Raw genomic sequence first — 25,931 nt, 5'->3', positions numbered from 1 at the left:
CCGCGTGGCTAGCTGTCCGTGGTGATCGTCTTGAGGGGTGTGGCCGGGTCCGCGGCGGCGTCGGCGGGGATGTTCTGGCCCTTGGCGAGGGCGTTTTTCACGGCCATGAAGTCGAGCGGGGCGTTGACGCAGTCCGCGGCGATGACCTGGCCCTGGCGGTAGTAAAGGACGCTGAATTTTCCGCGTTCCTCGTCCCGTCGAAGCACGGTCCGGTCGTAGCCGTTGCAGAGTCCGGCGATCTGGAGTTTGAGGTCGGCCTGATTGGACCAGAACCACGGGATGCCCGCATATTCCTCGCGCCGGCCGGTGAGCGAGTAGGCGGCCACCTTGGCGTGTTCGATCGCGTTGTTGACGCTTTCCAGCCGGATCCGCTCGCCGGGTTCCGATCCGGGCACCGGGTTGGGCATGTTGGCGCAGTCGCCGATCGCCACCGTGGTGCCGTCCGAGGCCAGTGCGAAGCGGTCCACCACGATTCCGTTGTCCACGGTGAGGCCGAGCTGTTCGGCCAGGTGGGTGTTGGGGATGACCCCGATGCCGACCAGCACGATCTGCGCGGGCAGCACGGTGCCGTCCTGGAGTTCGACGCCGGCGACGGCACCGGCGTCGCCTGCGGTGCCGTCGGCGGTGAAGCGTTTGGCGCTCGTGTTGAGCCGGATGTCCAGGCCGCGGGCGCGGTGGGCCTGCAGGAAGTAGTCGGCGGTTTCCTCGCCGACGGCGCGGCCCACCAGCCGCGGGCCGAATTCCAGCACGGTGACGTTCTTGCCCATCTTCTGCAGGCTGGAGGCGGCTTCGAGGCCGATGAACCCGCCGCCGATCACCACAACGTCCTGCGCGTCCCCCACCCGGGCCTTGAGCGCCAGAGCGTCGTCGGCGTTACGCAGGTAGAGCACGCCGTCGAGGTCACCGCCCTCGATCTCCAGTTTCCGGGCGCGGGCGCCCACGGTGAGGGCGAGGCGTTTAAAGGGAAACTGTCTGCCCGAGGAGGCATGCGCGACGCCGGAACCGTCCGCTTCCTTGTCGATTTTGACGATGTATTCGCCCTTGACCAGCTCCACGTTGTGGTCGGCCCAGTAGTCGTTGGAGCGGAAGATTAAGGATTCGCTCTCCACCGTGCCCTGCAGGAACTCCTTGGACAGGGCCGGGCGCTGGTAGGGGCGGTGGTCCTCGTCGCCGAGCAGGGTGATGTGCTCGTCGAAGCCGAGCGCCCGCAGGGACACGGCGAGCTGGACGCCGGACTGGCTGGCGCCGATGATCAGCAGGCCGGTGCGGGTGGTGCTCTCCGGCTGCGCTGCGGCGCCGGCGGACGGCTGCTCGGCCGCGGCAACTTGGGTGCCCATCACTACACCTGGGTTTCCGGGGTGGTGACGAAGAGTTCGAGCTCATCCGTCAGGCGGAGCTGGCAGGACAGCCGCGAGTTGTCCTCGCGGTCCACGGCTGTGCCGTAGAGCATTTCATCCTCCATGTCCTCCATCGCCGGGAGCTTTGAAAGGCAGTCCTCGCGGACAAAGACGTGGCAGGTGGCGCAGGACAGCGAACCTCCGCATTCGGCCACGATGCCGGGGACGCCGTTGCGCACCGCGGTTTCCATGACGGAGTCGCCGGGGTTGCCCTGGACGTCGCGGACGTCGCCCTCGGCGTCGGTGAAATGAACCGTTGGCATTGGATCTCCTTGGGGTTGAAGTCGGAAAGTTGGCAAGGCGGGCAGAGTCAGATGAACTGGCGGCCGCCGTCGACCACCATGGTCTGCCCCGTGTAATAGGAACTGTCCGGCCCGGCCAGGAAGAGCGCCGCGCCCACAATGTCCTCCGGCTGGCTGGCCCGCTTGATCGCTCCGCGATCCACACCGTAGTTCTCGGCGTTCTCCATGAGCCCGTAGCTGGCCTCGGTGAGGGTGAAGCCGGGGGCGATCGCGTTGACCGTGATCCCCCGCCGGCCCAGTTCCTTGGCCATCACCCGGGTCAGGGCCACCACCCCGCCCTTGGAGGCGACGTAGTGCAGCCACTGCTCCGAGCCGCTGAAAATCGTGGCGCTGGAGAGGTTGATGACGCGCCCGCCCTCGGGCAGGTACGGGCTGGCGGCCCGGGTCACGAGCCAGGGGCCCTTGAGGTTCACGTTCATCACCAGGTCCCATTCGGCCGGATCGATGTCCTCGAACGGGCTGCGGGTCACCCCCGCGTACACCGCGGCGTTGTTCAGCACGACGTCGATGCTCCCGTTGCCGAAGTCCGCGCAGCTTTTTGCGAGGGCCTCGGTGGAGTCGACGCTCGTGACGTCGGCATGGAAGGCGGCCGCGTCGGCCCCGGTGTCGAGGACCAGTTTGGCTGTTTCCTCCGCACCGTCGAGGTTCACGTCCGCCACCGCCACGCGGTAGCCGCGGCGGCCGAAGCCGAGCGCGAACGCCCGGCCCAGTCCGCCGGCGGCACCGGTGATCAGGACGGTGCGGGCGGGCTGCCCCGCACCGTCATATTCCGCAGCAGGCATATTTGATTCAGGCATCTTTTGTTCAGACATGGCTGTGGCTGTGCGCCCCGGGGCCGGTGACGAGCAGTTCGGCCTCGTCGTCGAGGATCTGGACGGTGCCCTTGGTCCCGTCCACCCGCAGCCGCTGTCCGGTCTTGATCGTGGTCGAGGCCGAGCCGGTGCCGGTCACAGCCGGGAGGCCGTACTCGCGGCAGACGATCGCCGCGTGGCTCATCATGCCGCCGATGTCCGTGACCGTGGCCTTGATCTTGCCGAAGATCGGTCCCCAGGACGGCGCCGTGACGGTGGCGACGAGGATCTCGCCCTGCTGCACCTCGGAGAGCTGGTCCGCGTCGGTGACCACGCGGGCCAGGCCTTCGACGACGCCGGGCGAGGCTGCCATGCCGCGCAGGCCGCCTCCTTCCACCGCTTCACCGGCACCCAGCCACTGCTGGACCTGTTCGGTGGTGATGCCCCAGAGCATCCGGGTGAAGGGCTCGGTGATGATCTCCGGCGGGGTGTTCAGCGCCGGGGCGGGCCGGGCGGTCTTGAGCGCGTCCACGATCCCGCGGCGGCGTTCGATCTCCTCCGGCCAGTAGTCCGGGCCGATCGGTTTGGCGCCGACGCCCCAGCCGGTGACCAGGTCGAAGAGCGCGTCGCGGACCTCGTTGCGGCCCAGATAGAGCAGGTCGTCCGGCTCGGTCCAGAAACCCTCGGCCTGCATCATGCGGCTCAGTTCACGGATCTTGCGCCAGAAGACGCCCATGGTCCAGTGCTCGATGTAGAAGTTGTGGTTCTCCACGTACGGGTAGGCGGTGGCGGCGAGCCCGCGCTTGGCGTCGAACAGCGCCTGGTTTTCGCCTTCCAGCAGGTCCCGGTATTCCTCGATGATGCGGTCGCGTTCAATGATCAGGGCCTCGATCGGGCGCATGATTTCCTGGCCCTCGTCCACGCGGCGGATGTAGTCCGCGATGTAGCCGAGCGGGATTTCCTGGTGTTCATTCCAGTACTTGTCGTGGCCGTAGAAGCCGTTGCCCACGGTGAAGTTGAACCACGGGTCCTTGGCGGCCTCGTACTGTGCCGTCCAGCGGTCCCCGCCGGGGGCCGCGTCGATGGCAGCCAGGGTGGCGTCGACGTCGTCCGTGTTGCCGAAATGGGACTGGAGCCGGAGTTCGACGGCGAGCTTGGCGAGCTGCTTGAGCTCGTCATCGGGCCGGAAGAGTTCCATGTCCACGCCCTGCACCATGGTGGCAATGGACTGGTCCGGGATGTTCGGGAAGACCTGCTTGCAGAAGTTGAAGAAGTCCAGGTAGGCGATGTAGCCGAGGTTGAGGAACTCGAAGTGGTACTGCCAGTTCTGGTACGCCAGCTGGATCAGGCGGTCGTAGCTCTCCAGCAGCTTCTCGGAGCCGTCCTTGCCCTTGCCGGAGAGGATGTCCTCCATCGGGACCATTTCCGGAAGCTTCGGGAAGGAGATGGTTTCCATCTCGTCGATGGTGCCCTTGACCTTGACGTGCCACTGTTTGAGGAGCTGGTCCCAGTTCTGGAAGTAGTGGCCCACCCGCTGCTCGAACAGGGGCACACGGGCGGCGATCTGGTCCTCCGGCACCGGGATCGGCGACATGTAGAGGTAGCCGAGGTGGACGCGGAACTCGATGCCGTTGGCGTTGGGGATCATCAGGTGCCGGGCGTTGTACTGGCCCAGGCACTTGACCGCGAATTCGCCGCCGATGGTCTCGAAGGGCTTGAACACGGTCGGCCAGTGCTGGCTGTCGCAGAACCAGAACTTGGCGTCCTCCTGCTCCTTGAGCTTGTCCTGGAAGACCAGGTAGTAGGGATAGATCTTTTCCCAGCCCTCGGCGCCGGCGGGGACCGCCAGCTCGGAGGGTTTGGGGAAGGATTTCAGGGACATGGCGGTCCTTTCAATACGGGCTCGGCGTTGAGCCTGGGTGACAGAGCGGACGAGCAGGTCAGATCTAGAAGGAGGGCTTCAACGGCGCGGGGCTGAGTCCGCTGAAGTAGCCGCCGGCGGCCGAGGACGGGACTGTTTGAGTGACCACCGTCGGTTTGGAGGAATGCACGGTTTCCGGGCGGGACTGCAGCAGGAGCAGGTTTTCGCCGTCGGGCAGGTCCGTGTCGAGGGCCCATTCGATGTCCTGCGGGCACTTGTAGTGCTTTTCGGCGCGCTTGGCCATCTGCGCGACGGCGGTGAGTTCGGCGTCGGTGAGGCTGCGGCGGCCGCGGCGTTCGGCGTCGACCTCACGTTCGACGAGGCCGCGGACCCCGGCAACCGGGATCAGCTCGGCGTGCTTGTCGCCGAGGTGTTCGAAGATGACGGTCAGGGTGACCTTGTCCAGCATGATGTTGTCGGGGGTGACCTGGCCGGAGACCACCATCTCGCCGACCCCGTAGGAGGAGTCGATGGTGATCTTGGAGCGGTCGCCGTTCGTGGGGTCCATGGTGATTGCGACGCCGGAGACGCGGGCGTTGACCATCTTCTGCACCACAACGGCCATCGAAAGGCCCTCGTTGGGGATGTTGTTCTTCAGCCGGTAGATGATGGCACGGGAGGTGAAAAGCGACGCCCAGCACTGCCGGATGTGTTCGGTGACGGCCTTGACGCCGTCGAGCCAGAGGTAGGTGTCCTGCTGGCCGGCGAAGGACGCGTCCGGCAGGTCCTCGGCGGTGGCGCTGGAGCGTACGGCGACCGGAACGGGAGCGTCGAAGCGGGACATCAGGGCCTCGTAGGCGCCCACGGTGAGTTCGCGCATCGCTTGCGGCACCGGCCGGGAGCAGATGTCCTCGCGGATGGCGGCGGAGACCTTGTCCACCTGGCCCATATCCTCGGGGTCCAGATCGGCGAGGAGCTGGTGGATGTGCCGGGTGATGCCGGCCTCCTCCATGAAGGCGTCGAACTGGGCCGTGGTAACCACGAAGCCGGGCGGGACGGGCATGCCGGCGGAGGTCATGGTGACCAGGGACGCCCCCTTGCCGCCGAGGTTCTCGAGCTTCGGTTCGATGCCGCCGTCGAAGAACTGAATATATTCGTTGCTGTGCATATTTCTCAGGCCTTCCAGCTGACGGGGACGGTCTCGGGGACGCGGAAGGAGAGGTTCTCCCGGAAGGTGATACCTTCCGGCTTCTCCAGCTGCAGCTCCGGGGCGAGCCGGGCCACTTCCTCGAGGGCGATTTTGGCCTGGAGCTTGGCGAGCATGTTGCCCAGGCAGTAGTGGATGCCGAATCCAAAGGAGAGGTGCTCGCGGGCGTTGGGGCGGGTGACGTCGAAGTCCTCGCCGGCGTTGAACTTGTCCTCGTCGCGGTTGGCGGAGCCCATCAGGAGCAGCAGCTGCGCGCCCTCCTCGATCGCGACGCCGCCGACTTCGGTGTCTTTGAGTGCCTTGCGCCGCCAGCCCACGATTGAGCCGGCGTAGCGAAGGACCTCGTCGATGGCGGCGGGGATCTTCTTGGGTTCCTCGACGAGCTGCTTCCACTGCTCGGGGCGGGCCAGGAGTTCGCGGAGGGCGTTGGAGATCAGCGTGGTGGTGGTCTCGTGGCCGGCGAAGAGCAGGCTGTAGAGGACTGAGGCGATCTCGTGGTCGGAGATCTCGGCGCCTTCCTGCTGCGACTTCACCAGGTCCGCGGTGAGGTTGTCGCCGCCTTCCTCGTGTGCCACCTTGACCAGGCGGAGGCATTCCTGCCAGTACTCGACCAGGTTGCGGGCGTGCGGGATCTGTTCCTCGTCGCTGAGGTCGCCCCAGGTCATCGCGGCGCGGGAATCGCTCCAGCGTTTGAAGGTGTCCACCTGGGAGACGTCCGCGCCAATCAGGGTGAGGATGGTGATGGTGGGGACGTCGTAGGCCAGGTCTTTGACCATGTCGCCGCGGTGTTCCGGACGGGCCAGCATCCGTTCGAGCAGTTCGACGACGTTCTGCCGGATGAAGGGTTCCAGCGCCTTGTAGCGGCGGGGCGTGAAGGCCTTCTGGACCACGGCCCGGATGCGGGTGTGCTCCGGCGGGCGCCGTGCGGACAAGCCGGAGTAGGCGGTGAAGCCGCCGTCTTCCATGATCTTCTTCGCGGCGGCGCCGCGTTCGCGGACCGGGGCCTGGGCATTTTCGCTGGAGAAGGTCTCCCAGTCCTCGAAGACGGCCTTGATGTCGTCATAGCGGGAGACGACATAAAGGCCGACCCGCTCGTCGAACATAACGGGCTGCTCGGCCCGGAGTTCGGCGTAGGCGGGGAAGGGATCCTTCATCTGGAACGGCTCGTAGCCGTGGTGCCCGGCGGGGGCTTCGGCGCCGTGGCCAAAGGGACAGCGGCCGGCCGTTTCAGTCGACGATGACATCTTGGCTCCTTGGTTTTCGGTCCCGCCGGCAGCGTCAGTGCATGCCGGGGGTTCTTATTCCCCAGTGTGGCCCCGATCACCCACCAAGGGCAGGACTTACTTCCGCTGAGTGGAAGCCAGTTGTTTTCCCCCCTTCTGCAGTAGGGGGTGCTGGCCGGGGCTCGTGGGCACTTCGGCACGGTCACACCGCTAACTGCGCCACAGCGAGGACCGTGCCGGGTCAGTCCGTGCCGGCGACGTGGCTGCCCAGCAGCGTTTCCAGCGGGATCCGGGCCGTGGCGCGCTCAATCTGGGCGGCAATGCCCCGCAGGACCGGCAGGTGCCGGGTCATCGTAGCGGCCTGGCTGGTGGGCAGCACCAGGCCGATTGAGGCGCCGATCCTGCCGGAGTGGAAGACGGGCACCGCGATCGAGCAGGAGCCCAGCCGCACCTCCTCCAGCGTGGTGGCGTAGCCCTGTTCACGGATCTGGGCCAGCTCGGCGGCCAGCTTTCTGGGATCCACGTGGGTGTGGGCGGTATGCCGCTCCAACTGCCGGTTCAGGTACGCGTCCCGGACCCAGTCCTCCTCGAAAGCCAGGATGACTTTTCCGACGGCGGTCGCGTGCATGGGCAGCCGGCCGCCGACCCGGCCGGCGCGGGGTACCCGCTTGGACCCGTAGACGCGGTCGATGTAGAGGACCTCGTGGCCGGCCCGGACCGCCAGATGGGCGGTTTCGCCGGTGAGCGAGAAAAGGTCCTGAATGTAGGGCCGGGCCGCGTCGCGGAGCTGCCGACCGGTGTTCTGGGCCAGCTCCCAGAGCCGGATGCCCAGCTGGTAGCGGCCGTTCGGCTCGCGGGAGAGGAATCCCCAGTCGGTGAGCTCGTTGACCAGGCGGTGGGCGGTACTCAGTGGCAGCCCGGATTTTTCGGCGATATCGGTCAGGCTCAGGGCACCCCGGGACTTCTCGAAGGCTTCGAGGATGCCGAAGACCTTCGAGGTCACGGTCCTGCCGGGTTCGCGGCTGCCGCCGGCCATCCTGACCTCCTTGTCGCGGGCTTGTTGGGGCGCTGGACGCGTCCCTTCCCGTTACAAGGCCCGGCCGCCACCCGGAATCGAGTCTAGTCCGGAGCCATCGTCGGCGCGGCAAAGCTAGTCTTCAATAGACTCGCCCGTCAGGTACCGCCGGGCCGCACAACAGAAACCAGGCACTTATGATCCTGACCCCCGGGGGCTTTGAGGCCACCGCCCGCTCTTACGTGCTGCGGGGTGCCCTCCTGAGCGACGGTTCATGTGACGCGGACTCCGTGGTGGCGGTGATGCGTGGCCGGATTGCCTATGCAGGACCCGCCAGCGGCTACGATGCGGCGCAATTTCCCGATGCCCAGGAGATCCCGCTGCCGCACGGCAGCTTTCTTTTGCCCGGGCTCGTGGACCTCCACTGCCATGGTGCTGCCGGCGGCGGATTCCCGACCGGTGACGACGCGGCCTGCCGGGAGGTGGTGGACTTTCTGCACCGCAGCGGGACCACCACGCTGCTGGCCAGCCTCGTCACAGCCTCCGGCGACGAGCTGCTGCGGTCGCTCGGCGTTCTCAAGGCGCTGGCCGCCGACGGGCTCATCGCGGGCATCCACTCCGAAGGGCCCTTCCTCTCGCACGCCCGCTGCGGCGCGCAGAACCCCCGCTGGCTCCGGGACCCCGATCCTGAACTGCTCCGGCACATGCTGGCGGCCTCCGGCGGGACCCTGAAGACAATGACCTACGCTCCCGAGCTTCCGGGCGCCGGAGAGCTGGTCCGGATGCTCACGGAGCATGGTGTCACCCCCTCGCTGGGCCATACCGATGCCGATGCCCGGACCACAGCCGCCTCCCTGTCGAACGCCGCGGACCTGATCGGCAGCGCCACGGGAAGTTTCGGACCGCAGGCCAGGCCCACCGTGACCCACTTGTTCAACGGCATGCCACCGTTGCACCACCGGAACCCCGGCCCCGTCGCGGCCTGCCTGCGGCTGGCCTCCACCGGGTCCGTCGTCGTCGAACTCATTGGCGACGGGGTCCACCTGGACGCGGAGACCGTCCGGATGGTCTTTGACCTGGTCGGAGCCGGGAACATCGCGCTGGTGACGGACTCAATGGCGGCCACGGGGCTGCCCGACGGTGACTACGTGCTCGGCCCCTCCGACGTTGTGGTGCGGGACGGCGTGGCCACCTTGCGGAGCAACGGCGCCCTCGCCGGAGGAACGGCCACCCTTTTGGGGGTTGTCCGCAAGACCATCGCCGCAGGGGTCAGCCCGGCCGATGCCGTCATGGCCGCTACCCTGGTCCCCGCCCGCGTCCTGGGCCTGGAAACCGAAATCGGCAGCCTCCGCGCCGGAATGCGGGCCGACATCATCGCCGTCGACCAGCATTTCGAACTGGCCACCGCCCTGCGCGACGGGCAGATCCTGGTCTTCCCGGACTGCTGACATGGAGACGCACCGGGCAGCCTCACCAAACACCCAACGCGGGGTCACTTGCCGCCCATCCCGAGGCTTCGGATGGGCGGCAAGTGACCCCGCGTTGGGGTTGTGGGCGGGTCAGGTCAGGCGGAAACCCGTTCCGCAACACTGGGCTGGGCTACGCGAACCGGCGGCACGCCGTCGCCGTCCTGGCCGTACAGCCAGTCGTTGTAGCGGAAGTCGTTGTCCTTCCGGCTCTTGAAGAGCAGGTTGCGCAGCGTCCGGGCCAGCCCGGAGACGTGCCAGGATTCGCCCCAGACGCGGGCGGTGCGCTGCACCCGGGCGGTGCGGCCGGCGCGGAGGTTGTTGAATTCCCTGATCGCCCCGTCCCAGGCTTCCGGGTGGACGCCGACCTCGGTGAAGACGGTGCCGTTGCTGACGTCCTGCAGCACGGCGGCGTCCTCGAGGGCCTGGCAGGCGCCCTGGGCGAGGTACTGGAGCATCGGGTGCGCGGCGTCGCCCATCAGCACCATCCGGCCGGCGACCCAGTTTTCGATCGGGTCGCGGTCGTACATGGGCCAGCGGATGCCGGTGGCCAGGTTCTTGAGTGCTTCCTGGACGGCCGGGACGCAATCCTTGTACGCAGCCTCAAGCTCGTCCACTCCGCCGTACTGCTCTTCGCCGCGCTCAAAGGAGGCGGACTTGAAGACGGCGACGGTGTTCAGCAGCTCGCCCTTCCGCAGGGGGTACTGCACGAGGTGGCAGTCCGGGCCGAGGTAGACAATGACGTCCTCAAGGTCGGCCTTGGGCGTGTCTTCGGTGATCGGCACGGTGCCGCGGTAGGCGACATAGGCCGAGGGGACCGGCTCGTCATCGGCCACGAGCGGACGCAGGGTGGACTTGAGTCCGTCGGCGCCGATCACGACGTCGGCCTCGTAGTCCACACCGGCTGCGGTGTGGGCCACGCCGCGGCCGTTGACGGTTTCAACGCTCTCGACCATGACGTCGTTGACCAGCGTGACGCCGGCCGCCTCGCAGCCTTCGAGCAGGACCCGGTGCAGGTCGCTGCGGTGGATCACGACGTACGGGGCGCCGTAGCGGTCCGCGAATTCGCCGTTCAGGGTCTGTCGCGTCAACTCCTCGCCGGTGACGGCGTCACGGAATACCAGGTGCTTGGGCTGGACACCGATTTCCAGTGCCTTTTCCAGCAGTCCCCAGCGCTGGAGGACGCGGGAGGCGTTGGGGGCCATCTGCAGCCCCGCGCCGACTTCGCCGAATTCGGGGGCCCGTTCCACGAGGGTGACATTGGCGCCGTTTTCACGCAGTGCGAGGGCTCCGGCCAGTCCGGCCATTCCCCCTCCGATGACGAGGACATCGGTGGACGTGGCGTGCTCAGACATTGCTTGCTCCTTGGGAGATTGAGGGTGAGATTGAGGGTGAGATTGACGATTTCGACTTGAGTTTGAGGCCGACGGCGGCCAGCAGGACCGCGGCGATGGCGGCTGCACCGGCGAAGGCGAGGAAGTTGGAATTGACGCCCAGCCCCGCGGCCAGCAGGAGGCCACCGACCTGGGGTGCGGCGACGGCGCCGATGCGGCCCGTCCCCAGCGCCCAGCCCAGCGCGGTCCCCCGCAGGTGTCCGGGATAGTGGCTCGCGACGGCGGCGATGATGAGGCACTGCGTGCCGTGGGTACCGACGCCGGCGAGGACCAGCATGAGGTACACGACGGTGACCGACGGCCCGGTCACCAGGACCATCAGGGCGCCGGCGGCGACGGCGGCCGCGGCAATGGCGGTCGGCACCGGGCCGAACCGGGTCCCGGCCCAGGCGGTAATGACCGAGCCGGCCACGGCACCCAGATTGAGGGCCAGGGCGAAGGTCAGGGCGGAACCAAGGTTGTAGCCGGCCAGCTGCATGAGGTTGGGCAGCCAGGTGCCCAACCCGTACCAGGCGAACAGCGTGGCGATTGTCGCCAGGGCGAACAGCACACTGACCCCCAGGTACGGGGCGCGGAGCAGGGAGGAGAAGCCGGATGATTCCCTGACCGGATTGGCCTTGCCGGATGCCTTGCGGGCGGCCTTGTCAGCCGCGCTGGCCGGGGCCAGGGTCTCGGGAAGGTATTTCAGTCCGAGCGGCACCACGACCACCAGGGCCAGCACGGCCACGAGGAACATGGACTGCCAGCCGAAGGCGGGGATCAGCTGGATGCCGACGAGGGCGGCGATGGATCCGCCGATCGGAACGCCGGACATCATCAGGGTGGCGATGGTGGAGCGCCATTTGGTGGGGACCAGTTCGGCAACGAGGGCGTTCGCCGAGGGCACCAGGCCGCCGAGCCCGATGCCGGCGAGGAGCCGCAGGGCGCCGAAGACGGCGGCGTTGGGGGCGAAGGCGCACAGGACGGTGAAGATCGAGAAGACGATGGCGCAGCCCAGGATGGTGCGGCGGCGGCCCCACGAGTCGGCCATGCGGCCGGCGAAGATCGCCCCGATCATCATGCCGAGGAAGGCCATGGACCCGATGGTTCCGGCGGTGGCCTTGGTCAGGCCCCAGCCGGTTTCGGAGATCAGGGAGGACTGGACGGTGCCGTAGACGATGAGGTCGTAGCCATCGAAGACCACCAAAAGCCAGCAGACGAAGACGGCGAGTGCCGAGCCTTTGGAGAACCGTGACGCGGGCCCATCGGCGGTGAGGGCAGGAGCCCTAGGCGCAGACCGGTGCGGCGCTGCAGCGGAAGGTGTGTGATTCATGCCACTAACTGTCCTAGCGGCCCCAGGTGAACCACAATACAATTCTGATGTGCAGAACAAGCCAGCGTCCAAGTCGGCCCGGAAGCCCGTGCAGAAGCGGCCAACCTATTCCATCGAGGCGGTGGACAACGCGCTGCAGCTCCTGCAACTGCTCCGCGACGGCGGGACACTGCGGCTCAAGGACGCCGCCGAGGAACTGGGGGTTGCCCCGTCCACCGCGCACCGCCTCCTGGCCATGCTGGTCTACCGGGGCTTCGCCGTGCAGGACGAAACCCGCCGCTACGTGCCCGGTCCGGCCATGGGCGTGGGGCCGGCTGGCCTGAGCTGGACCAGGCTGCTCCGCTCGCTCGCCCAGCCGCACATGGAACTGCTCTCCGCGCAGCTCAACGAGACCGTCAACCTCATGGTGCGGGTGGGGACGAAAGTGCGCTTCCTCGCCACAGTGGAAGGCAACAATGTGCTGCGGGTTGGTGACCGGCAGGGGACCGTGATGCCAGCCAACAAAACCTCCGGGGGCAAGGCCATGCTCGCCGAGCTGGAACCCCCTATGATCGAACAGCTCTTCCGCAGCCACAACGCCGAGATTGGCGGGGACACCATTCCGGCGGCGGATTATCCGGCGTTCCTGCGCGAGCTTGAATCCATCCGCAACAACGGCTTTGCGGCCAATTTCGAGGGCACCGAGGATGGTGTGAGCGCCCTTGGAATGGCCCTGCACAACCGGCACGGGCATGTGGTCGGAGCGCTCAGCGTCGCCGCTCCAGCGACCCGCTTCCGCAGGGTGTTCGACGGCGGCCTCGTCCCCGCCCTGCGGGAAACCTGCCGGCAGTTGGAGATCGATATCGTAGCCAATCCCGCCGAGCCGGACTGAATTCTGACCAGCAGAATATGTTGGGGGTCACACTGCCGCGTCCGTAGAGTCGAACTACGCCAAAGAATTGTTCTGACCTACCGAGGAGGCCCACGTGTCCATCAGCGCCGAGAACACGACTCACGAATCAGTGGCCGCCGGGCACACTGCTCCGGAGCCCACGCCCGAAGAAGCCGCCCAGCTGAAAGAGCTGTACCGGGATTTTGACCGCGAGAACCTGATCCCGCTCTGGACCGAGATCGCTGACCTCATGCCGATGGTCCCGACCCCCAAGGCGGTGCCGCACGTCTGGCGGTGGAGCGATCTGTACCCGCTGGCCGCCCGGGCCGGGGACCTGGTTCCCGTGGGCCGGGGCGGGGAACGCCGCGCCATCGCCCTGGCCAACCCCGGCCTGGGGAACACCCCCTACGCCACCCCCACGCTGTGGGCAGCCATCCAGTATCTCGGTGCCCGCGAGACCGCCCCGGAGCACCGCCACTCACAGAACGCCTTCCGCTTCGTCGTCGAGGGCGAAGGTGTCTGGACGGTCGTGAACGGCGACCCGGTCCGGATGTCCCGCGGGGATTTCCTGCTGACCCCGGGCTGGAACTTCCACGGCCACCACAACGACACCGATGAGCCCATGGCCTGGATCGACGGCCTGGACATCCCGTTCGTGCACTACGCCGACGCAGGCTTCTTCGAGTTCGGCACCGAACGCGTCACCGACGAGGCCACCCCGGACATCTCGCGCTCCGAGCGGCTCTGGGCCCACCCGGGCCTGCGCCCGCTCTCCGGACTGGATGACACCACGAGCTCCCCCATCGCGGCCTACCGCTGGGAATACACGGACCGGGCGCTGCGCGAACAGCTGCTGCTCGAGGACGAGGGCCACCCGGCCACCGTGTCCCAGGGCCACGCCGCCGTGCGCTACACCAACCCCACCACCGGCGGCGACGTTATGCCCACCATCCGGGCCGAATTCCACCGCCTCCGCGCCGGCGCCACCACCGAGACTCTCCACGAGGTCGGTTCCAGCGTCTGGCAGGTCTTCGAAGGCCGCGGCTCCGTGGTCCTCAACGGCGAAACCAGGAACCTCGAAAAGGGCGACTTGTTCGTCGTCCCGTCCTGGGCCGCCTGGTCGCTGCAGGCGGAGACCGAGTTTGATCTCTTCCGCTTCAGTGACGCCCCCATTTTCGAACGGCTGAACTTCAACCGCACCTACATCGAAGGACGCAATAAATAATGAGACTCCTCACCCTCCGTACCCCTGCCGGTACCAAGGCCGTGCGCCAGGACGGCGACACCCTCACCGAGATCGATGGCTTCGCCGACGTCGGAGAGCTGCTCCGCACCGCCGACTGGGAAGCGACCGCGAAGGCCGCCACCGGCGCCACGCACCCGCTCGAGGGCGCCGACCTCGACGCCGTCGTCCCCTCCCCCGGCAAGATCATCTGCGTGGGCCACAACTACCGCAACCACATCAAGGAAATGGGCCGGGAAGTCCCCCAGTTCCCCACCCTGTTCGCCAAGTACCAGGAATCCCTGATCGGCCCGAACGACGACCTGGCCCTGCCGCAGGAATCCGACACCGTCGACTGGGAGTCCGAACTCGCCGTCATCATCGGCAAGAAGGGCCGCCGGATCAGCGAAACCGACGCCGCCGACCACATTGCCGGCTACGCCGTACTGAACGATGTGTCCATGCGCGACTACCAGTTCCGCACCATCCAGTGGCTGCAGGGCAAGACCTGGGAGAAGTCCACCCCGTTCGGCCCGGCCCTGGTCACCAAGGACGAGTTCAGCGGCGGCCTCATGACCACCGCTGTCGACGGCGACATCCAGCAGCAGACCCCCACCAACGACGTCGTCTTCACGCCGGAGTTCCTGGTCTCCTACATCTCCACCATCGTCACGCTGAACCCGGGCGACGTCATCGCCACCGGCACCCCGGGAGGGGTGGGTCACGCCCAGGATCCGAAGCGCTACCTGCAGGAGGGCCAGCTACTGGTCACCACCATCGAGGGCCTAGGACAGCTGAAGAACCGCGTGGTCAAGGAAGCCTGATGGTTGCCCGCCACGACCAGACGACGGACCCGGAGTTGCTTGCGGCACTGCTGCAGGCGCGCCGGGGCACGGCGTTTTTCGCCCGCAAGCTCAACGAACTCAGTGACGCGGAGCTCGACGGCGATTCGCTGCTGCCGGGCTGGACCCGCCGGCACATCACGGCGCACATCGGCTACAACGCCCGGGCCATCGCCCGACTCATCGAGTGGGCGGCCACCGGGGTGGAAACCCCGATGTACGCCTCCACGGATGTCCGCAACCACGAGATCGACTTCGGGGCAACCCTGAGCCCGATCGCGCTGCGGCATCTCTTCGACCACTCCGCCGTGCACCTGAACGTCGAATGGCGGGACCTGCCCGAGGATGCCTGGCACCACAAAGTGCGGACGGTCCAGGGCCGGGAAGTGCCCGCCACGGAGACGGTCTGGATGCGGAGCCGCGAAGTCTGGATGCACGCCGTCGACCTGGCCAACGGTGCCGCCTTCCATGACATCCCGGTCCCCGTCCTGGAGCGGCTCCTGTCGGACATCACCGGCGCCTGGAAAACCCGCGGCACCGATGCGGGCCTCGTGGTAAAGGTAACGGACCGCGACCTTACGTTCGGGGACTCGGCGTCGGCCTCCCCGACAGTGGTCTCCGGACCTCTGGCGGCCGTCGTCGAATGGGCTGCCGGCCGCGGTCACGGCGGCGTCACCGCCACCGGACCCGGCACCGAAACTGCCGACGCTGCGGTTCCGGCCGCACCGAAGTGGATTTGACCCCTTCGCCGCGCTGCCTTCAGCAGTGAGACCGGAAAAGCCCCCTCGCCGAGGGGGCTTTTCCGGTTTAACGCCCGGTTGAGGGTGTGCCGAAGCCTGCCTCGATCGCCGCCAGGTCACGGATGGCTTAGCGGTGGGTGCTCCCGGCCGGACCCCCTTCCCACCGAGGCCCGGACAGGGAATACTCGGATTGGTCAGTATACTTATCAATTCCATTGGCTACTGAAGGAGCAGGCATGAGGGCACTTACCTGGCAGGGAAAGCGGTCGGTCAGCGTGGAGGAGGTTCCGGATCCGGTGATCCAGGAGCCGACGGACTCAATCGTCAAGATCACGTCATCGGCGATCTGTGGTTCCGACCTCCACCTGTATGAAGTCCTCGGGCCGTATATGAAGGCCGGCGACATCCTCGGCCACGAGCCCATGGGGGTTGTCCAGGAGGTCGGGTCCGAAGTCACGAACCTCAAGCCGGGTGACCGGGTAGTCATTCCGTTCAACATTTCCTGCGGCCATTGCTGGATGTGCAAACAGGGGCTGCAGTCCCAGTGCGAGACCACGCAGGTTCACGCCCACAACAGCGGGGCGAGCCTGTTTGGATTCTCCGAGCTGTACGGGTCCGTCCCCGGCGGCCAGGCAGAGTACTTGCGCGTGCCCCACGCGGACTATGGGCCGATCAAAGTGGGGCATGAACTGCCCGACGAGCGGTACCTCTATCTCTCCGACATTCTTCCCACCGCCTGGCAGGGGGTGAAGTACGCCGACGTCCCCGCAGGCGGGACACTGGCCGTTTTCGGGCTCGGACCAGTGGGGCAGTTCGCCAGCCGGGTCGGCCGGCACCTCGGCCAGCGGGTGATCGCCGTCGAGCCGGTTCCGGAACGCCGCCGCATGGCCGAGCGGCACGGAGTGGAAACGATCGATTTCACGAAGGACGTCGGTGACCAGCTTCGCGACATGACCGACGGAAGGGGCCCTGACGCCGTGGTCGACGCCGTGGGCATGGAGGCGCACAATTCGCCGGTTGGTGCCTTTGCACAGAATGCGGTGGGGCTCCTGCCCGATGCGTTGGCCAGGAAAGCCATGGAGACCGCCGGCGTCGACCGGATGACGGTCCTCCACGCCGCACTGGATTCCGTACGCCGGGGTGGGACCGTCTCACTGAGCGGAGTGTACGGGGGCACAGCGAGCCCGATGCCGCTGCTCACCATGTTCGACAAGCAGATCCAGCTCCGGATGGGACAGTGCAACGTCCGACGGTGGACGGACGAGCTGCTCCCGCTCGTGGAGGATCCCGCGGACCCGCTCGGCGTCATGGACCTCAAAACCCATGAGGTCTCCCTCGACGGGGCCGCGGCCGCCTACGAGATCTTCCAGAAGAAGGAAGACGGCTGCATCAAGGTGGTCCTGAAGCCGTAGCAGGGCAATGCCGCCGTTCCGAACTACGAAAGGCACAACGATGAGCACTTATCACCCCGAAAATGACCCGGCCAATCCGGATCCGCCGAAGCCGGCGGACCGCGCGGAGCATCCGGGAACGCGCAGCGGGGAGGCGGCCGATCCGGCTGCCTCGGCCAACCCGGATCCGCTCAACGGGAACATCACCGGGCTGGAGCCCGGTGGAGGCGTGCCGCCGGGCGAGACTCCGCCGGCCGAGGACCAGATGAGCGGCGACCAGGGGCACGAGGAATAGCGGGCCAGGCGGAGTTCTACCGGGCCTACCGGGCATGGGTGACTTCCTCGACCCGGACTGAGCCCACCCGGGGCCCGGCCTGGCAGGAATGCCGTCGGGCAGGTACCCCGCGGTCACCATGGAACTGTGGCTGCCGAAGCTGAAGGCCTTCGGGGAACTTCGGAGTGTTCGGTTCAGCCCGGAAGTCCCGGGACCAACTGCTGGAAGTGCGGCATTCCACCAGCCGTTGAAGTCTGGACAGTCGATAAAATGAACGCGCTCGACCGACAGCGGTCGGTGCACACCGCACAGGCGCCGGGCTGGACCCCCTGTCAACGTTCCGGCATGCTCTTCTAACGAGGCTGGCGAGGCTTGTAGTCGTCCGCGCGGTGCTCGATGCGGTGGACATATACGGTGTGCTCTTCAATATCGAGAGTGAACGGCACGCGGTAGTCGCCACGGCGTGCGGTGCTCAGGCCCAGGAGTTCATTGGTGAGGGGCTTGCTGAGCCAGCGGGGATTATCGTCCAGAACACCGGTAACGAATTCGACGATTGCGGTGGCAGCCTTCACCGGCAACCGGCCGGCATGCCGTGGCACCCTCTCCTGAAGTAGTCCCCAACAGGTCCAAACTTTCCCGAACCGATGAAGTCGAAATACACCGTGACGGACGACCCATAACGTCAGGACGGATTGACATGCTCGCCCTGGACGGGAGCATGCTCTGGCTACAGCAGGATGACGGCAAGGGCCGAGCCCTGTTCCTCCACTGCGACGGACTGCGTGTTTACCGACGCCCCGCAACTAGAAGAATGTAGAGCCCGCGCCAACTCAAAAATCCGGCGACGACGTTGAAGACTCCTAGCCGGAGCGCTGTTTCTCCCATCATTCGTGGCGTTTATTCCCCAAGACGCGGGGCTCGAGAGTCGAGTACGCCATTTCGCCGCGGGCTTTCTTGGGCGATAAAAATCCAAGAAAACCCAGACGCGAAAAGCGATGCGCTGCAATAGGGCCACCGCTGAACGTCTTTCGGCCGCGTCACTGCAGCTGTGCAGCAACTCGTTGGGGTGTTACATGTCTGGGTCGCCTAGGAATTGCCGGTATAGGCGCAGAGGTAGGCGACGGTGTCCCAATGCGGACAGTAAAAAGGTGGAACCGCCCGGCACTTCAAACCGCTCACCACCCTTATAGGGCCGCCACTCTCCTGGCCGGCGGGCTGCTGCACGTCCCAAGTTCCGCGGACGAGATGTATCCGCTCCTTGACCGGGGGCTTCCGGATGTCCGCTCACCGGGCTCCATTCACACCGGCGGTAGGGTGCCCTCCCCGTTTTGAATTCAAGGTGCGCACCTGCGCCTCAAATACTTGCATGCCCACTGGCACCTGTGCCGGAGGCGTGACCCTGTCGATTTCGTTGGGCCGGGCTGCTGCAAAAAGGGCACCCGAACAAGGCATCTCCTGACCTCACACGAGTTAGCTATGCTAAGTCGAAAAGCAAGGGGAATCGGCATGGTCAAACGTAAAGCTACGGCACTGGATGTGGCACGACGGGCAGGGGTGTCCCGCAGTGCGGTATCGCTGGTGCTTAACGGCAGAGCCCGCGGCAACGTCACCGCGGAACGCCAGGAGCGCGTGCTCCGCGCTGCGGCGGAGCTGGATTACACGCCCAACTCCGTTGCCCTCAGCCTTCGCAACCAGCGGACATCAACGATCGGCATCGTTACGGATGAGATTGTCACAAGTCCTTTCGCCGGTCGACTGATCAGCGGCGCCTCACGCACCGCGCTGGCCCGGGGGTACATGGTTCTGGTTGTGGATACAGAACACGACTCGGACCGTGAGAGCACCGCAGCGCAGCAGCTCGTGCACCGGCAGGTAGACGGAATCATGTACGCCACCGGCAGCCTACGCGAAGTTACCACCCCCTCGGCGATGCTCACTTTGCCAGCCATTCTGGCCAATTGCACTGATGTCGCCTCAAGTCTCTCGTCGGTGATACCTGCAGAGGTCGATGGTGGACGCGCCGCGGCGCAGCTGCTGATTGATTTGGGCCACCGCCGCATAACGCTGTTAACCGGGACCCTCAGCTCACCCGCCGCCCCGCAGCGCGAACAGGGTTACCGGGAGGCCATGGAAGCGGCGGGGCTGGGCCGTGAACAACAGCACGTCCATGCGACCGGATGGGACATTGACGAGGGCTACCGGGCCGCTTCCTCCGTGCTGGGCGGCAGCGACCGACCGACGGCGATCGTTTGCTCGAACGACAGGGTGGCCACCGGCGTTTTGCTGTACGCGGCTAGCGCAGGACTGCGTGTACCGCAGGATCTGTCCGTGGTCGGCTACGACGACCAGCAGAACCTCGCTGCGAACCTCGTTCCCGCCCTGACCACGGTGGCACTTCCGCACGCCGAAATTGGGGCAACGGCCATGTCCATGCTGTTGGATGCGGTCGAAGGAAAAGCCGAGGCGGCAGCGAACGCTGAAGCGGGAACGGTGTACATGCCGTGCCGGATCATCGAACGGGCGTCCACGGCAGCGGTCCCGCTCGCGTAACCAGTCGGGACACTTTCCACAAGCATGTCGTCTGGTGAACCCTTATCCAGCAGGCACAACCGGTCCGCCTCCCAGCCATCTGCCCGGATTAGCCCCTGAGGGGTTCCTCTGGCGGTAGCATCACCCTCATCACCCCCCCACATTCAGTCGAACTTGAACCCAAGATCCTGATGCTTGACACGTGTTAGGTTGCGCACCTAACCTACTTAACACGTGTTAGGAGGAGCTGACAATGACGTCTGAGAAGACACCGGGGCAAACAGCCCCCTCGAATGCGCCGCGACCCGGCGGCGGAATTTCGCAACTCACGCGGCGTTCCATGCTCGGCCTTACGGGACTCGCCGTGGCGGGAGCTACGGTAGGAGCGTGGCCGCGATTGACCGGGGCTGATGTTCCCGGCCGTGGCAGCAAGGCCCTGAGCATCGCCATCCTTGGAACCTCAGCGGACGCCGCGGCCCGCCAGGGTCTGGTTCAGGCCTTTACCGCCGCCCACCCCGACATTCCGGTCCAGGTGCAGGCCATCCAGGGCGCGGACTGGAAGGACTTCTTTTCCAAAATCCTCACCATGGTGGCCGCCGGAACACCGCCGGACGTCGTCTACGTGGCCACCGAGGGCGCCCACCTGTTCGCCGACAAGCTCGCCGAGCCACTGGATGGTTATGTCCGCCGGGACGCCGCCGACATGAGCGATTACTTCGACGACGTTCATCCGAGCCTGCTGGAAGCCTTCATGTACCAGGGAAGCCTTTACCAGCTTCCGCTGGACTGGAACGCGGCGAACATGTATTTGAATACCACCACCTTTGCCCAGGCGGGCCTTGACCGCCCCAGGGACGACTGGACGCAGGATGACTTCAGCGCAACCCTCCGCGCCCTGCGGAAAGCACGGCCGGCGGACTTCACCCCGTACTACTGGACCAACCGGCTTTTCGGCGGAGTAGTGCCGTGGCTGTACGCCAACGACACCAGCTTCCTGACCGAGAGCAAGGCTTCCGGCGGGGACTGGCTGTGGGACCGCTTTTATCCAATGGACCCTGCCCGGGCCACCCGCGGCGGCGGGTATCAGTGGCTGGCCCCCAATGCCGAGGACCCGCGGGTTGTCGAGACCTTTGACTACCTGCGCGAACTTGTTGCCGAAGGACTGGGCGTACGGCCTGAGTCCGGGGGCGGAAATGCCCTGGTTGGCTTGTTCGGGAACAACCGCATCGGCACCACGCCGGCAGGTGGTTACTGGGCGCAAGGCCTGCATGATGCCGGAATGACGGCCGATCAGTTCGATGTGCAGTTCTTCCCCCGCTGGCGTACGCAGCGGCATCAGTTCGGCGCCGCCGGCTACGCGATCATGCGCACGGCGAAGGACAAGGACGCAGCTTGGGAATGGGTCAAATTCTGCTCCAGCCGCGAAGCGATGCAGCTGGCCATGCCCAAACCCAACACCACTCCCACCCGCCGTTCAATGGTGAACGAGTCCTTTTACGCCGCCACCGGGCCCCGGCATTGGAAAGTCTTCTACGACACCCTCGACAAGTTCCCCACCTCCGGCCCGATCCCCGCGCCGCCGCAGCAGGCCGCCGTCGAAACTGCCCTGATGAAAAACGTATCCACCGCTGTCAGCGGCAACTCCGCCGGCGTACGGACAGCGATGGGCACCCTGCAGCGCGACCTCGAACTGGCCCTCAGGAGGAACTCATGACCACCACGTCCACTGCCCCACGCCAAGCCATCAAGCCACCGGCCGCGCGGAGATCGTTCGTCGAGCGGTGGCTGGCGATGATTTTCCTGGCTCCCACGCTGCTGGGGATGGCCCTGTTCACCTTCCTGCCGATCATCGGCTCGCTGGTCCTGGCCTTCTTCCGCTGGGACATCATCTCAGCACCCCAGTTCGTCGGTTTCGCCAACTTCGCCTCCCTGGCACAGGACCCTACCGTCCGCGTGTCCTTCCTGAACACCATCGTGTTCGTCGTCGTTGCCGTCGTCCTTCAGCTCGGCATCGCACTCAGCCTGGCTTCCATGCTCCAGGCCAGGATGCCACCCTGGCTCAGGGTGTTCCTGCGTTCCACCTTCTTCTTTCCCCTGGTCCTGTCCGCCGCGTCGGTGTCCATCTTCATGCGTTACATGTTCAACGAACAGTTCGGCGTGGTGAACTGGCTCCTGTCGCTCGTCGGCATTCCCGCAGTGCCTTGGTTGACCAGTCCCGCGGCCTCCGCTGCCGTCGTCGTCCTGGTCTATGTCTGGCAAAACTTCGGGTTCTCCTTCCTGCTTTTCCTCGGCGCCCTGAGCAACATTCCGAAAGAACTGCACGAGGCAGCAAACCTGGACGGCGCAACGGGCTGGAAACAGTTCAGCAATGTCACCCTTCCGCTGATCAGCCCCACCGTGCTCGTCGCCTCCGTCATGGCGATCATCAGTGCCCTGCAGGTCTTCGACCAGCCGTACGTCCTGACCAACGGCGGTCCAGGGGATTCCACCCGCACCGCCGTCATGGTGATCTTTGAATCCGCCTTCCAGCAACTGGAATTCGGCGAAGCCTCGGCCATCGGCCTGGTCCTGACCGTGCTGATCCTTGCCGTCACCGCCCTGCAATTCCGCCTCAGCCGCCGCTTCGTCTTCTACCAGTGAGGTCCCCTATGTCCAGCCAGACCCTGCACACCGGGACCAACGAGCATTCGGGTTCCAGCACCGGCACGCCGGCCACCCGCAAGCCCTACCGCAACCGCCGCCTGCCCGCTGCAGGAACTGTCGGCAGGTACGCGGCGCTCGCCGTGGCGGCGGCGCTGACCCTCGGCCCTGTCCTGTGGACCCTCTCCACCTCACTGCGGACGCCGTCGGAATCCTTCAACCTGCCACCGTCCTTCCTGCCCATCAACCCTGACTTCACCGCCTACCAGGAGGTGTTCAAGCAGATCAACGTCGGCCTCCTGGTCCTGAACAGCGCCCTGGTAACCGGGCTGATCGCGCTTGGCCAGATGGCTTCCGCCACGCTGGCCGGCTACGCTTTCGCCCGTCTGGACTTCCGTGGCAAGAAGGCCATCTTCTCGTTGGTCCTGGCTACCATGATGGTTCCGGTGCAGGTCACCATCGTCCCGGTGTTCATGCTTATCCGCGGGATGGGTCTGTCCGATACCCTGCTGGCCCTGATCCTGCCGGCCATTCCTACTGCCTTCGGCACCTTCCTGATGCGGCAATATTTCCTGGGCCTGCCAAATGATTTTGCGGAGGCCGCCGCCCTGGACGGTGCCGGACCGTGGCGGATCTTCCGTTCCGTTTACGCACCGTTGGCGGTCCCGGGTATGGCCATCGTCGGGATCCTTGCGTTCAACTTCCACTGGAACGAGTTCTTCCGGCCGCTGATCCTCACTATCAGCGAACAGAACTTCACTCTTCCCCTCGGGCTGGTCACGCTCCAAGGCAACCTCGGCACCGGGAGCATATCGGTGGTGCTCGCCGGCGTGATCCTGTCCATGCTGCCCGCACTGGTCGTCTTTATCTTCGGCCAACGTACCCTGCGCGAAGGCCTCACGGCCGGCGCGAGCAAATAACACGTTTACTTATAAAAGGAACCTCATGGATACACTCACCCCGGCCAGTACGGCAGCCACAACAGACACCTACCGCCCTGCCCTGCACTACACCGCCAAGGACACCTGGCTCAACGATCCCAACGGCCTGATTTTCCACGACGGCGTCTACCACCTCTACTACCAGAACAACCCGCTGGGAAACGTCTGGGGAAACATGTCCTGGGGTCATGCCACCTCCACCGATTTGCTGTCCTGGACCGAACACCCCGTCGCCATCGCCTGCGACGAGAACGAAGACATCTTCTCCGGCAGCATCGTCCATGACTGTGACAACACCAGCGGCTTCGGCACCCCGTCGGCGCCCCCGCTGGTGGCGATCTACACCAGTGCCTTCAAGCCGGGCTCAACGCATGAGGGCGTCCAGGCCCAGTCCCTGGCCTACAGCCTGGACGGGGGCTACAGCTGGACAAAACACGGAGGAAACCCTGTGCTTGACCGCGGGTCCGCCGAGTTCCGGGACCCCAAAGTCATCCGGTACGACGGCGGCGCGGACAGTTACTGGGTGATGGTCGCCGTCGAAGCCACAGACTTCCAGGTAGTCCTCTACAAGTCCCGCGACCTGAAGACCTGGGAACTGCTGAGCACCTTCGGGCCGGCAAACGCCACCGGCGGGGTCTGGGAATGCCCGGACCTGTTTGCCCTGCCCGTGGACGGCGACCCGGAAAACGTCAAGTGGGTCCTCACCGTCAACCTCAATCCCGGCGGGCCCAACAACGGCTCCGCCGGCCAGTACTTCGTCGGTGACTTCGACGGAACCAAATTCACCTCCGCAAGCACCGTTACCGAAGGCCCGCAGGACCCGGCCCGGCTGGGCGAATACCGTTGGCTGGACTGGGGCCGTGACTACTATGCCGCCGTTTCCTTCAGCGACGTCCCGGACAACCGCCGCCTGATGATCGCTTGGATGAACAACTGGGAATATGCGAACCATATCCCCACCACGCCCTGGCGCAGCCCCATGAGCCTCGCCCGAGAAATTTCACTCCAGACCCGCGACGGAGAACCGTGCCTGGTCCAGCAGCCCGCGGGCGATTGGAATGACCTGGCTGGCACGGAGTCGTTCCACCTTTCCGGAACCACCATCCACGACGGCGCGCAGGTCCTGGCGGGCGCGGCCGGTACCGTCCAGCGCATTGACGTCAGCTTCACCCCCGGAAGCGCAGAGGAATTCGGTCTCATCCTGCGTGGAGACGGTGCAAAGGGAACCCGCGTGGGCATCCGGCCCGGGCAGGCCACACTCCTCGTGGACCGGCGCGAATCCGGCAGGACAGACTTCCACGCATCCTTCAGCTCCATTGACACAGCTCCCATCCTGGCCAAGCAGGGGTCCTACGAGCTCACCATCTACGTGGACCGCTGTTCCGTTGAAGTCTTTGCCCAGGACGGCCAGGTCACCATGACCGAACTGATCTTCCCGGCGGAGACCAGCACCGACGTCGCCGTATACGCCGTAGGCGGCGCGGCGACCATGAACAGCCTTCAGGCCACGCAGCTCGGGTAGGGCAGCACCAAAGCAAGGAACAACAGACATGCACAACAACGGGAAACCTAACCCGCCCCGGCAGGCGTTGGACGTCGTCGTTATCGGGGAAGCCCTGATCGACGTCGTCGCCACGCCTGAGGGGACCAATGAACATCCCGGCGGGTCACCGGCCAATGTCGCCTACGGCCTGGCCCGCCTGGGAGTGAGCACCGGACTGCTCACTTCCATTGGCACTGACGGCCGTGGTGACGCGCTTGAGGAGCACCTCACGGGCGCCGGGGTGACGCTCTTGCCAGGCTCCCGGTCACTGGAGAGAACGTCGACGGCGACCGCCACCCTCGCCCGCGATGGCTCGGCGAGCTACGCCTTCGACATCACCTGGGATGTGGAACCGCTGGATCCTGCACTCACTCCGCCCAGGATCGTCCACACCGGTTCGATCGCAAGTTTCCTGTCACCGGGCGCCGGCGGCGTCAAAGATATGCTCCAGGAACTCCGCAGCGAGTGCATCATCACCTACGATCCCAACATCAGGCCAGCCCTGCTCGGAACCCATGCCGAAGCACGGCACACTTTCGAGGAACTGGTGCAGCTCACCAGCGTCGTCAAACTCAGTGACGAGGACGCCGCATGGCTTTACCCGAGGAAGTCCTTGGAGGAAACCGCCACGCACGTCCTGGATCTGGGAGCGGAGCTGGCGGTCATCACCAGGGGCTCATTAGGTTCATTGCTCGCGACGCCCACTACCACCCTGAGCATTGCTGCAGTGAAGACCTCCGTGGTTGACACGATAGGCGCCGGCGACTCCTACATGGCGGCCCTGATCCTGGGACTCCTCACCCGCGGAACCGGCGGCCTGGCTCCTTCCGTCCTTGACCAGCTGGGATGCACGGCGGCCGCCGCGGCCGCGATCACCGTATCCCGGGCCGGCGCCCGGCCCCCAACCCAAGACGAACTCCGCACACAGCTCCAGCATCAGCATCAGTCCTAGCTGCATTCGCACGCGTAG

General features: G+C 65.9%; 23 protein-coding genes. 13 read left to right on the top strand and 10 right to left on the bottom strand.

The features are described 5' to 3' along the window. Positions 1 to 8 precede the first annotated feature (8 nt). The 7 genes from ABIB29_RS08095 to ABIB29_RS08065 all read right to left on the bottom strand — a co-directional run bounded on the left by ABIB29_RS08095 (position 9) and on the right by ABIB29_RS08065 (position 7,817). Positions 9 to 1,337, bottom strand: a complete 1,329-nt coding sequence (locus ABIB29_RS08095; RefSeq protein ID WP_354171693.1) for an NAD(P)/FAD-dependent oxidoreductase — start codon at positions 1,335 to 1,337, stop codon at positions 9 to 11. A 2-nt stretch (positions 1,338 to 1,339) separates the two neighbouring features. Continuing rightward, the gene (locus ABIB29_RS08090; RefSeq protein ID WP_354171691.1) at positions 1,340 to 1,660 is read right to left on the bottom strand and encodes a 2Fe-2S iron-sulfur cluster-binding protein; all 321 of its coding nucleotides are present in this window, start codon (positions 1,658 to 1,660) and stop codon (positions 1,340 to 1,342) included. A 47-nt stretch (positions 1,661 to 1,707) separates the two neighbouring features. Further along, positions 1,708 to 2,496, bottom strand: coding sequence for an SDR family NAD(P)-dependent oxidoreductase (locus ABIB29_RS08085; RefSeq protein ID WP_354171689.1), 789 nt, complete (start codon positions 2,494 to 2,496; stop codon positions 1,708 to 1,710). Between the two features lie 7 nt (positions 2,497 to 2,503). Further along, positions 2,504 to 4,372: a PEP-utilizing enzyme gene (locus ABIB29_RS08080; protein WP_354171687.1), complete on the bottom strand. Its 1,869-nt coding sequence runs from the start codon at positions 4,370 to 4,372 to the stop codon at positions 2,504 to 2,506. 64 nt (positions 4,373 to 4,436) lie between these two features. Then, positions 4,437 to 5,519 (bottom strand): PEP/pyruvate-binding domain-containing protein, encoded by a 1,083-nt coding sequence (locus ABIB29_RS08075; RefSeq protein WP_354171685.1) that lies wholly within the window; start codon positions 5,517 to 5,519, stop codon positions 4,437 to 4,439. A 5-nt stretch (positions 5,520 to 5,524) separates the two neighbouring features. Continuing rightward, positions 5,525 to 6,802, bottom strand: a complete 1,278-nt coding sequence (locus ABIB29_RS08070; protein ID WP_354171684.1) for a cytochrome P450 — start codon at positions 6,800 to 6,802, stop codon at positions 5,525 to 5,527. Positions 6,803 to 7,022: 220 nt separating this feature from the next. Then, the gene (locus ABIB29_RS08065; RefSeq protein ID WP_354171682.1) at positions 7,023 to 7,817 is read right to left on the bottom strand and encodes an IclR family transcriptional regulator; all 795 of its coding nucleotides are present in this window, start codon (positions 7,815 to 7,817) and stop codon (positions 7,023 to 7,025) included. A gap of 176 nt (positions 7,818 to 7,993) precedes the next feature. On the opposite strand from ABIB29_RS08065, the gene ABIB29_RS08060 reads away from it, so the two are divergent. Continuing rightward, positions 7,994 to 9,244 carry an N-acetylglucosamine-6-phosphate deacetylase gene (locus tag ABIB29_RS08060; RefSeq protein WP_354171680.1) on the top strand — a complete coding sequence of 417 codons (1,251 nt, stop codon included), beginning with the start codon at positions 7,994 to 7,996 and terminating at the stop codon, positions 9,242 to 9,244. Between the two features lie 116 nt (positions 9,245 to 9,360). On the opposite strand, the gene ABIB29_RS08055 is transcribed toward ABIB29_RS08060, so the two are convergent. Continuing rightward, a complete protein-coding gene (locus tag ABIB29_RS08055) occupies positions 9,361 to 10,617 on the bottom strand; it encodes an FAD-dependent oxidoreductase (protein ID WP_354171678.1) in 1,257 nt (418 codons plus the stop codon). Then, complete coding sequence (locus tag ABIB29_RS08050) at positions 10,610 to 11,968, bottom strand: MFS transporter (RefSeq protein WP_354171676.1); 1,359 nt, start codon at positions 11,966 to 11,968, stop codon at positions 10,610 to 10,612. Before ABIB29_RS08050 ends, ABIB29_RS08055 begins: the two co-directional genes overlap by 8 nt. Positions 11,969 to 12,017: 49 nt before the next feature. Between ABIB29_RS08050 and ABIB29_RS08045 the strand changes: the two genes are divergently transcribed. From ABIB29_RS08045 to ABIB29_RS08020, 6 genes are all read left to right on the top strand, one after another. Beyond that, the gene (locus ABIB29_RS08045; RefSeq protein ID WP_354171675.1) at positions 12,018 to 12,839 is read left to right on the top strand and encodes an IclR family transcriptional regulator; all 822 of its coding nucleotides are present in this window, start codon (positions 12,018 to 12,020) and stop codon (positions 12,837 to 12,839) included. Positions 12,840 to 12,933: 94 nt separating this feature from the next. Then, positions 12,934 to 14,064, top strand: coding sequence for a cupin domain-containing protein (locus ABIB29_RS08040; protein WP_354171673.1), 1,131 nt, complete (start codon positions 12,934 to 12,936; stop codon positions 14,062 to 14,064). After that, positions 14,064 to 14,885 carry a fumarylacetoacetate hydrolase family protein gene (locus tag ABIB29_RS08035; protein ID WP_354171671.1) on the top strand — a complete coding sequence of 274 codons (822 nt, stop codon included), beginning with the start codon at positions 14,064 to 14,066 and terminating at the stop codon, positions 14,883 to 14,885. The genes ABIB29_RS08040 and ABIB29_RS08035 overlap by 1 nt, the downstream gene beginning before the upstream one ends. Continuing rightward, positions 14,885 to 15,643: a maleylpyruvate isomerase family mycothiol-dependent enzyme gene (locus ABIB29_RS08030; protein ID WP_354171669.1), complete on the top strand. Its 759-nt coding sequence runs from the start codon at positions 14,885 to 14,887 to the stop codon at positions 15,641 to 15,643. Before ABIB29_RS08035 ends, ABIB29_RS08030 begins: the two co-directional genes overlap by 1 nt. A gap of 236 nt (positions 15,644 to 15,879) precedes the next feature. Next, positions 15,880 to 17,055, top strand: a complete 1,176-nt coding sequence (locus tag ABIB29_RS08025; protein ID WP_354171667.1) for a zinc-dependent alcohol dehydrogenase — start codon at positions 15,880 to 15,882, stop codon at positions 17,053 to 17,055. A gap of 40 nt (positions 17,056 to 17,095) precedes the next feature. Then, the gene (locus ABIB29_RS08020) at positions 17,096 to 17,329 is read left to right on the top strand and encodes a DUF6480 family protein (RefSeq protein ID WP_354171665.1); all 234 of its coding nucleotides are present in this window, start codon (positions 17,096 to 17,098) and stop codon (positions 17,327 to 17,329) included. A 332-nt stretch (positions 17,330 to 17,661) separates the two neighbouring features. Here ABIB29_RS08020 and ABIB29_RS08015 read toward each other — a convergent pair whose 3' ends face one another. Then, positions 17,662 to 17,907, bottom strand: a complete 246-nt coding sequence (locus tag ABIB29_RS08015) for a type II toxin-antitoxin system RelE family toxin (RefSeq protein ID WP_354171663.1) — start codon at positions 17,905 to 17,907, stop codon at positions 17,662 to 17,664. A gap of 907 nt (positions 17,908 to 18,814) precedes the next feature. Here ABIB29_RS08015 and ABIB29_RS08010 point away from each other — a divergent pair. From ABIB29_RS08010 to ABIB29_RS07985, 6 genes are all read left to right on the top strand, one after another. Beyond that, positions 18,815 to 19,858 (top strand): LacI family DNA-binding transcriptional regulator, encoded by a 1,044-nt coding sequence (locus tag ABIB29_RS08010; RefSeq protein ID WP_354171662.1) that lies wholly within the window; start codon positions 18,815 to 18,817, stop codon positions 19,856 to 19,858. A 232-nt stretch (positions 19,859 to 20,090) separates the two neighbouring features. After that, positions 20,091 to 21,551, top strand: a complete 1,461-nt coding sequence (locus tag ABIB29_RS08005) for an extracellular solute-binding protein (protein ID WP_354171661.1) — start codon at positions 20,091 to 20,093, stop codon at positions 21,549 to 21,551. Next, complete coding sequence (locus ABIB29_RS08000) at positions 21,548 to 22,477, top strand: carbohydrate ABC transporter permease (RefSeq protein ID WP_354171659.1); 930 nt, start codon at positions 21,548 to 21,550, stop codon at positions 22,475 to 22,477. Before ABIB29_RS08005 ends, ABIB29_RS08000 begins: the two co-directional genes overlap by 4 nt. 8 nt (positions 22,478 to 22,485) lie before the next feature. Beyond that, positions 22,486 to 23,397: a carbohydrate ABC transporter permease gene (locus ABIB29_RS07995; RefSeq protein ID WP_354171657.1), complete on the top strand. Its 912-nt coding sequence runs from the start codon at positions 22,486 to 22,488 to the stop codon at positions 23,395 to 23,397. Positions 23,398 to 23,422: 25 nt separating this feature from the next. Further along, on the top strand, positions 23,423 to 24,940 hold the full coding sequence (locus tag ABIB29_RS07990; RefSeq protein WP_354171656.1) for a glycoside hydrolase family 32 protein: 1,518 nt from the start codon (positions 23,423 to 23,425) through the stop codon (positions 24,938 to 24,940). Positions 24,941 to 24,968: 28 nt separating this feature from the next. Next, positions 24,969 to 25,913 (top strand): carbohydrate kinase family protein, encoded by a 945-nt coding sequence (locus tag ABIB29_RS07985; RefSeq protein WP_354171654.1) that lies wholly within the window; start codon positions 24,969 to 24,971, stop codon positions 25,911 to 25,913. Positions 25,914 to 25,931 lie beyond the last annotated feature (18 nt).

The sequence above is a fragment of the Arthrobacter sp. UYEF36 genome, assembly GCF_040547025.1.
Classification (GTDB): domain Bacteria; phylum Actinomycetota; class Actinomycetes; order Actinomycetales; family Micrococcaceae; genus Arthrobacter.
This window is presented reverse-complemented; position numbering and strand designations above follow the sequence as displayed.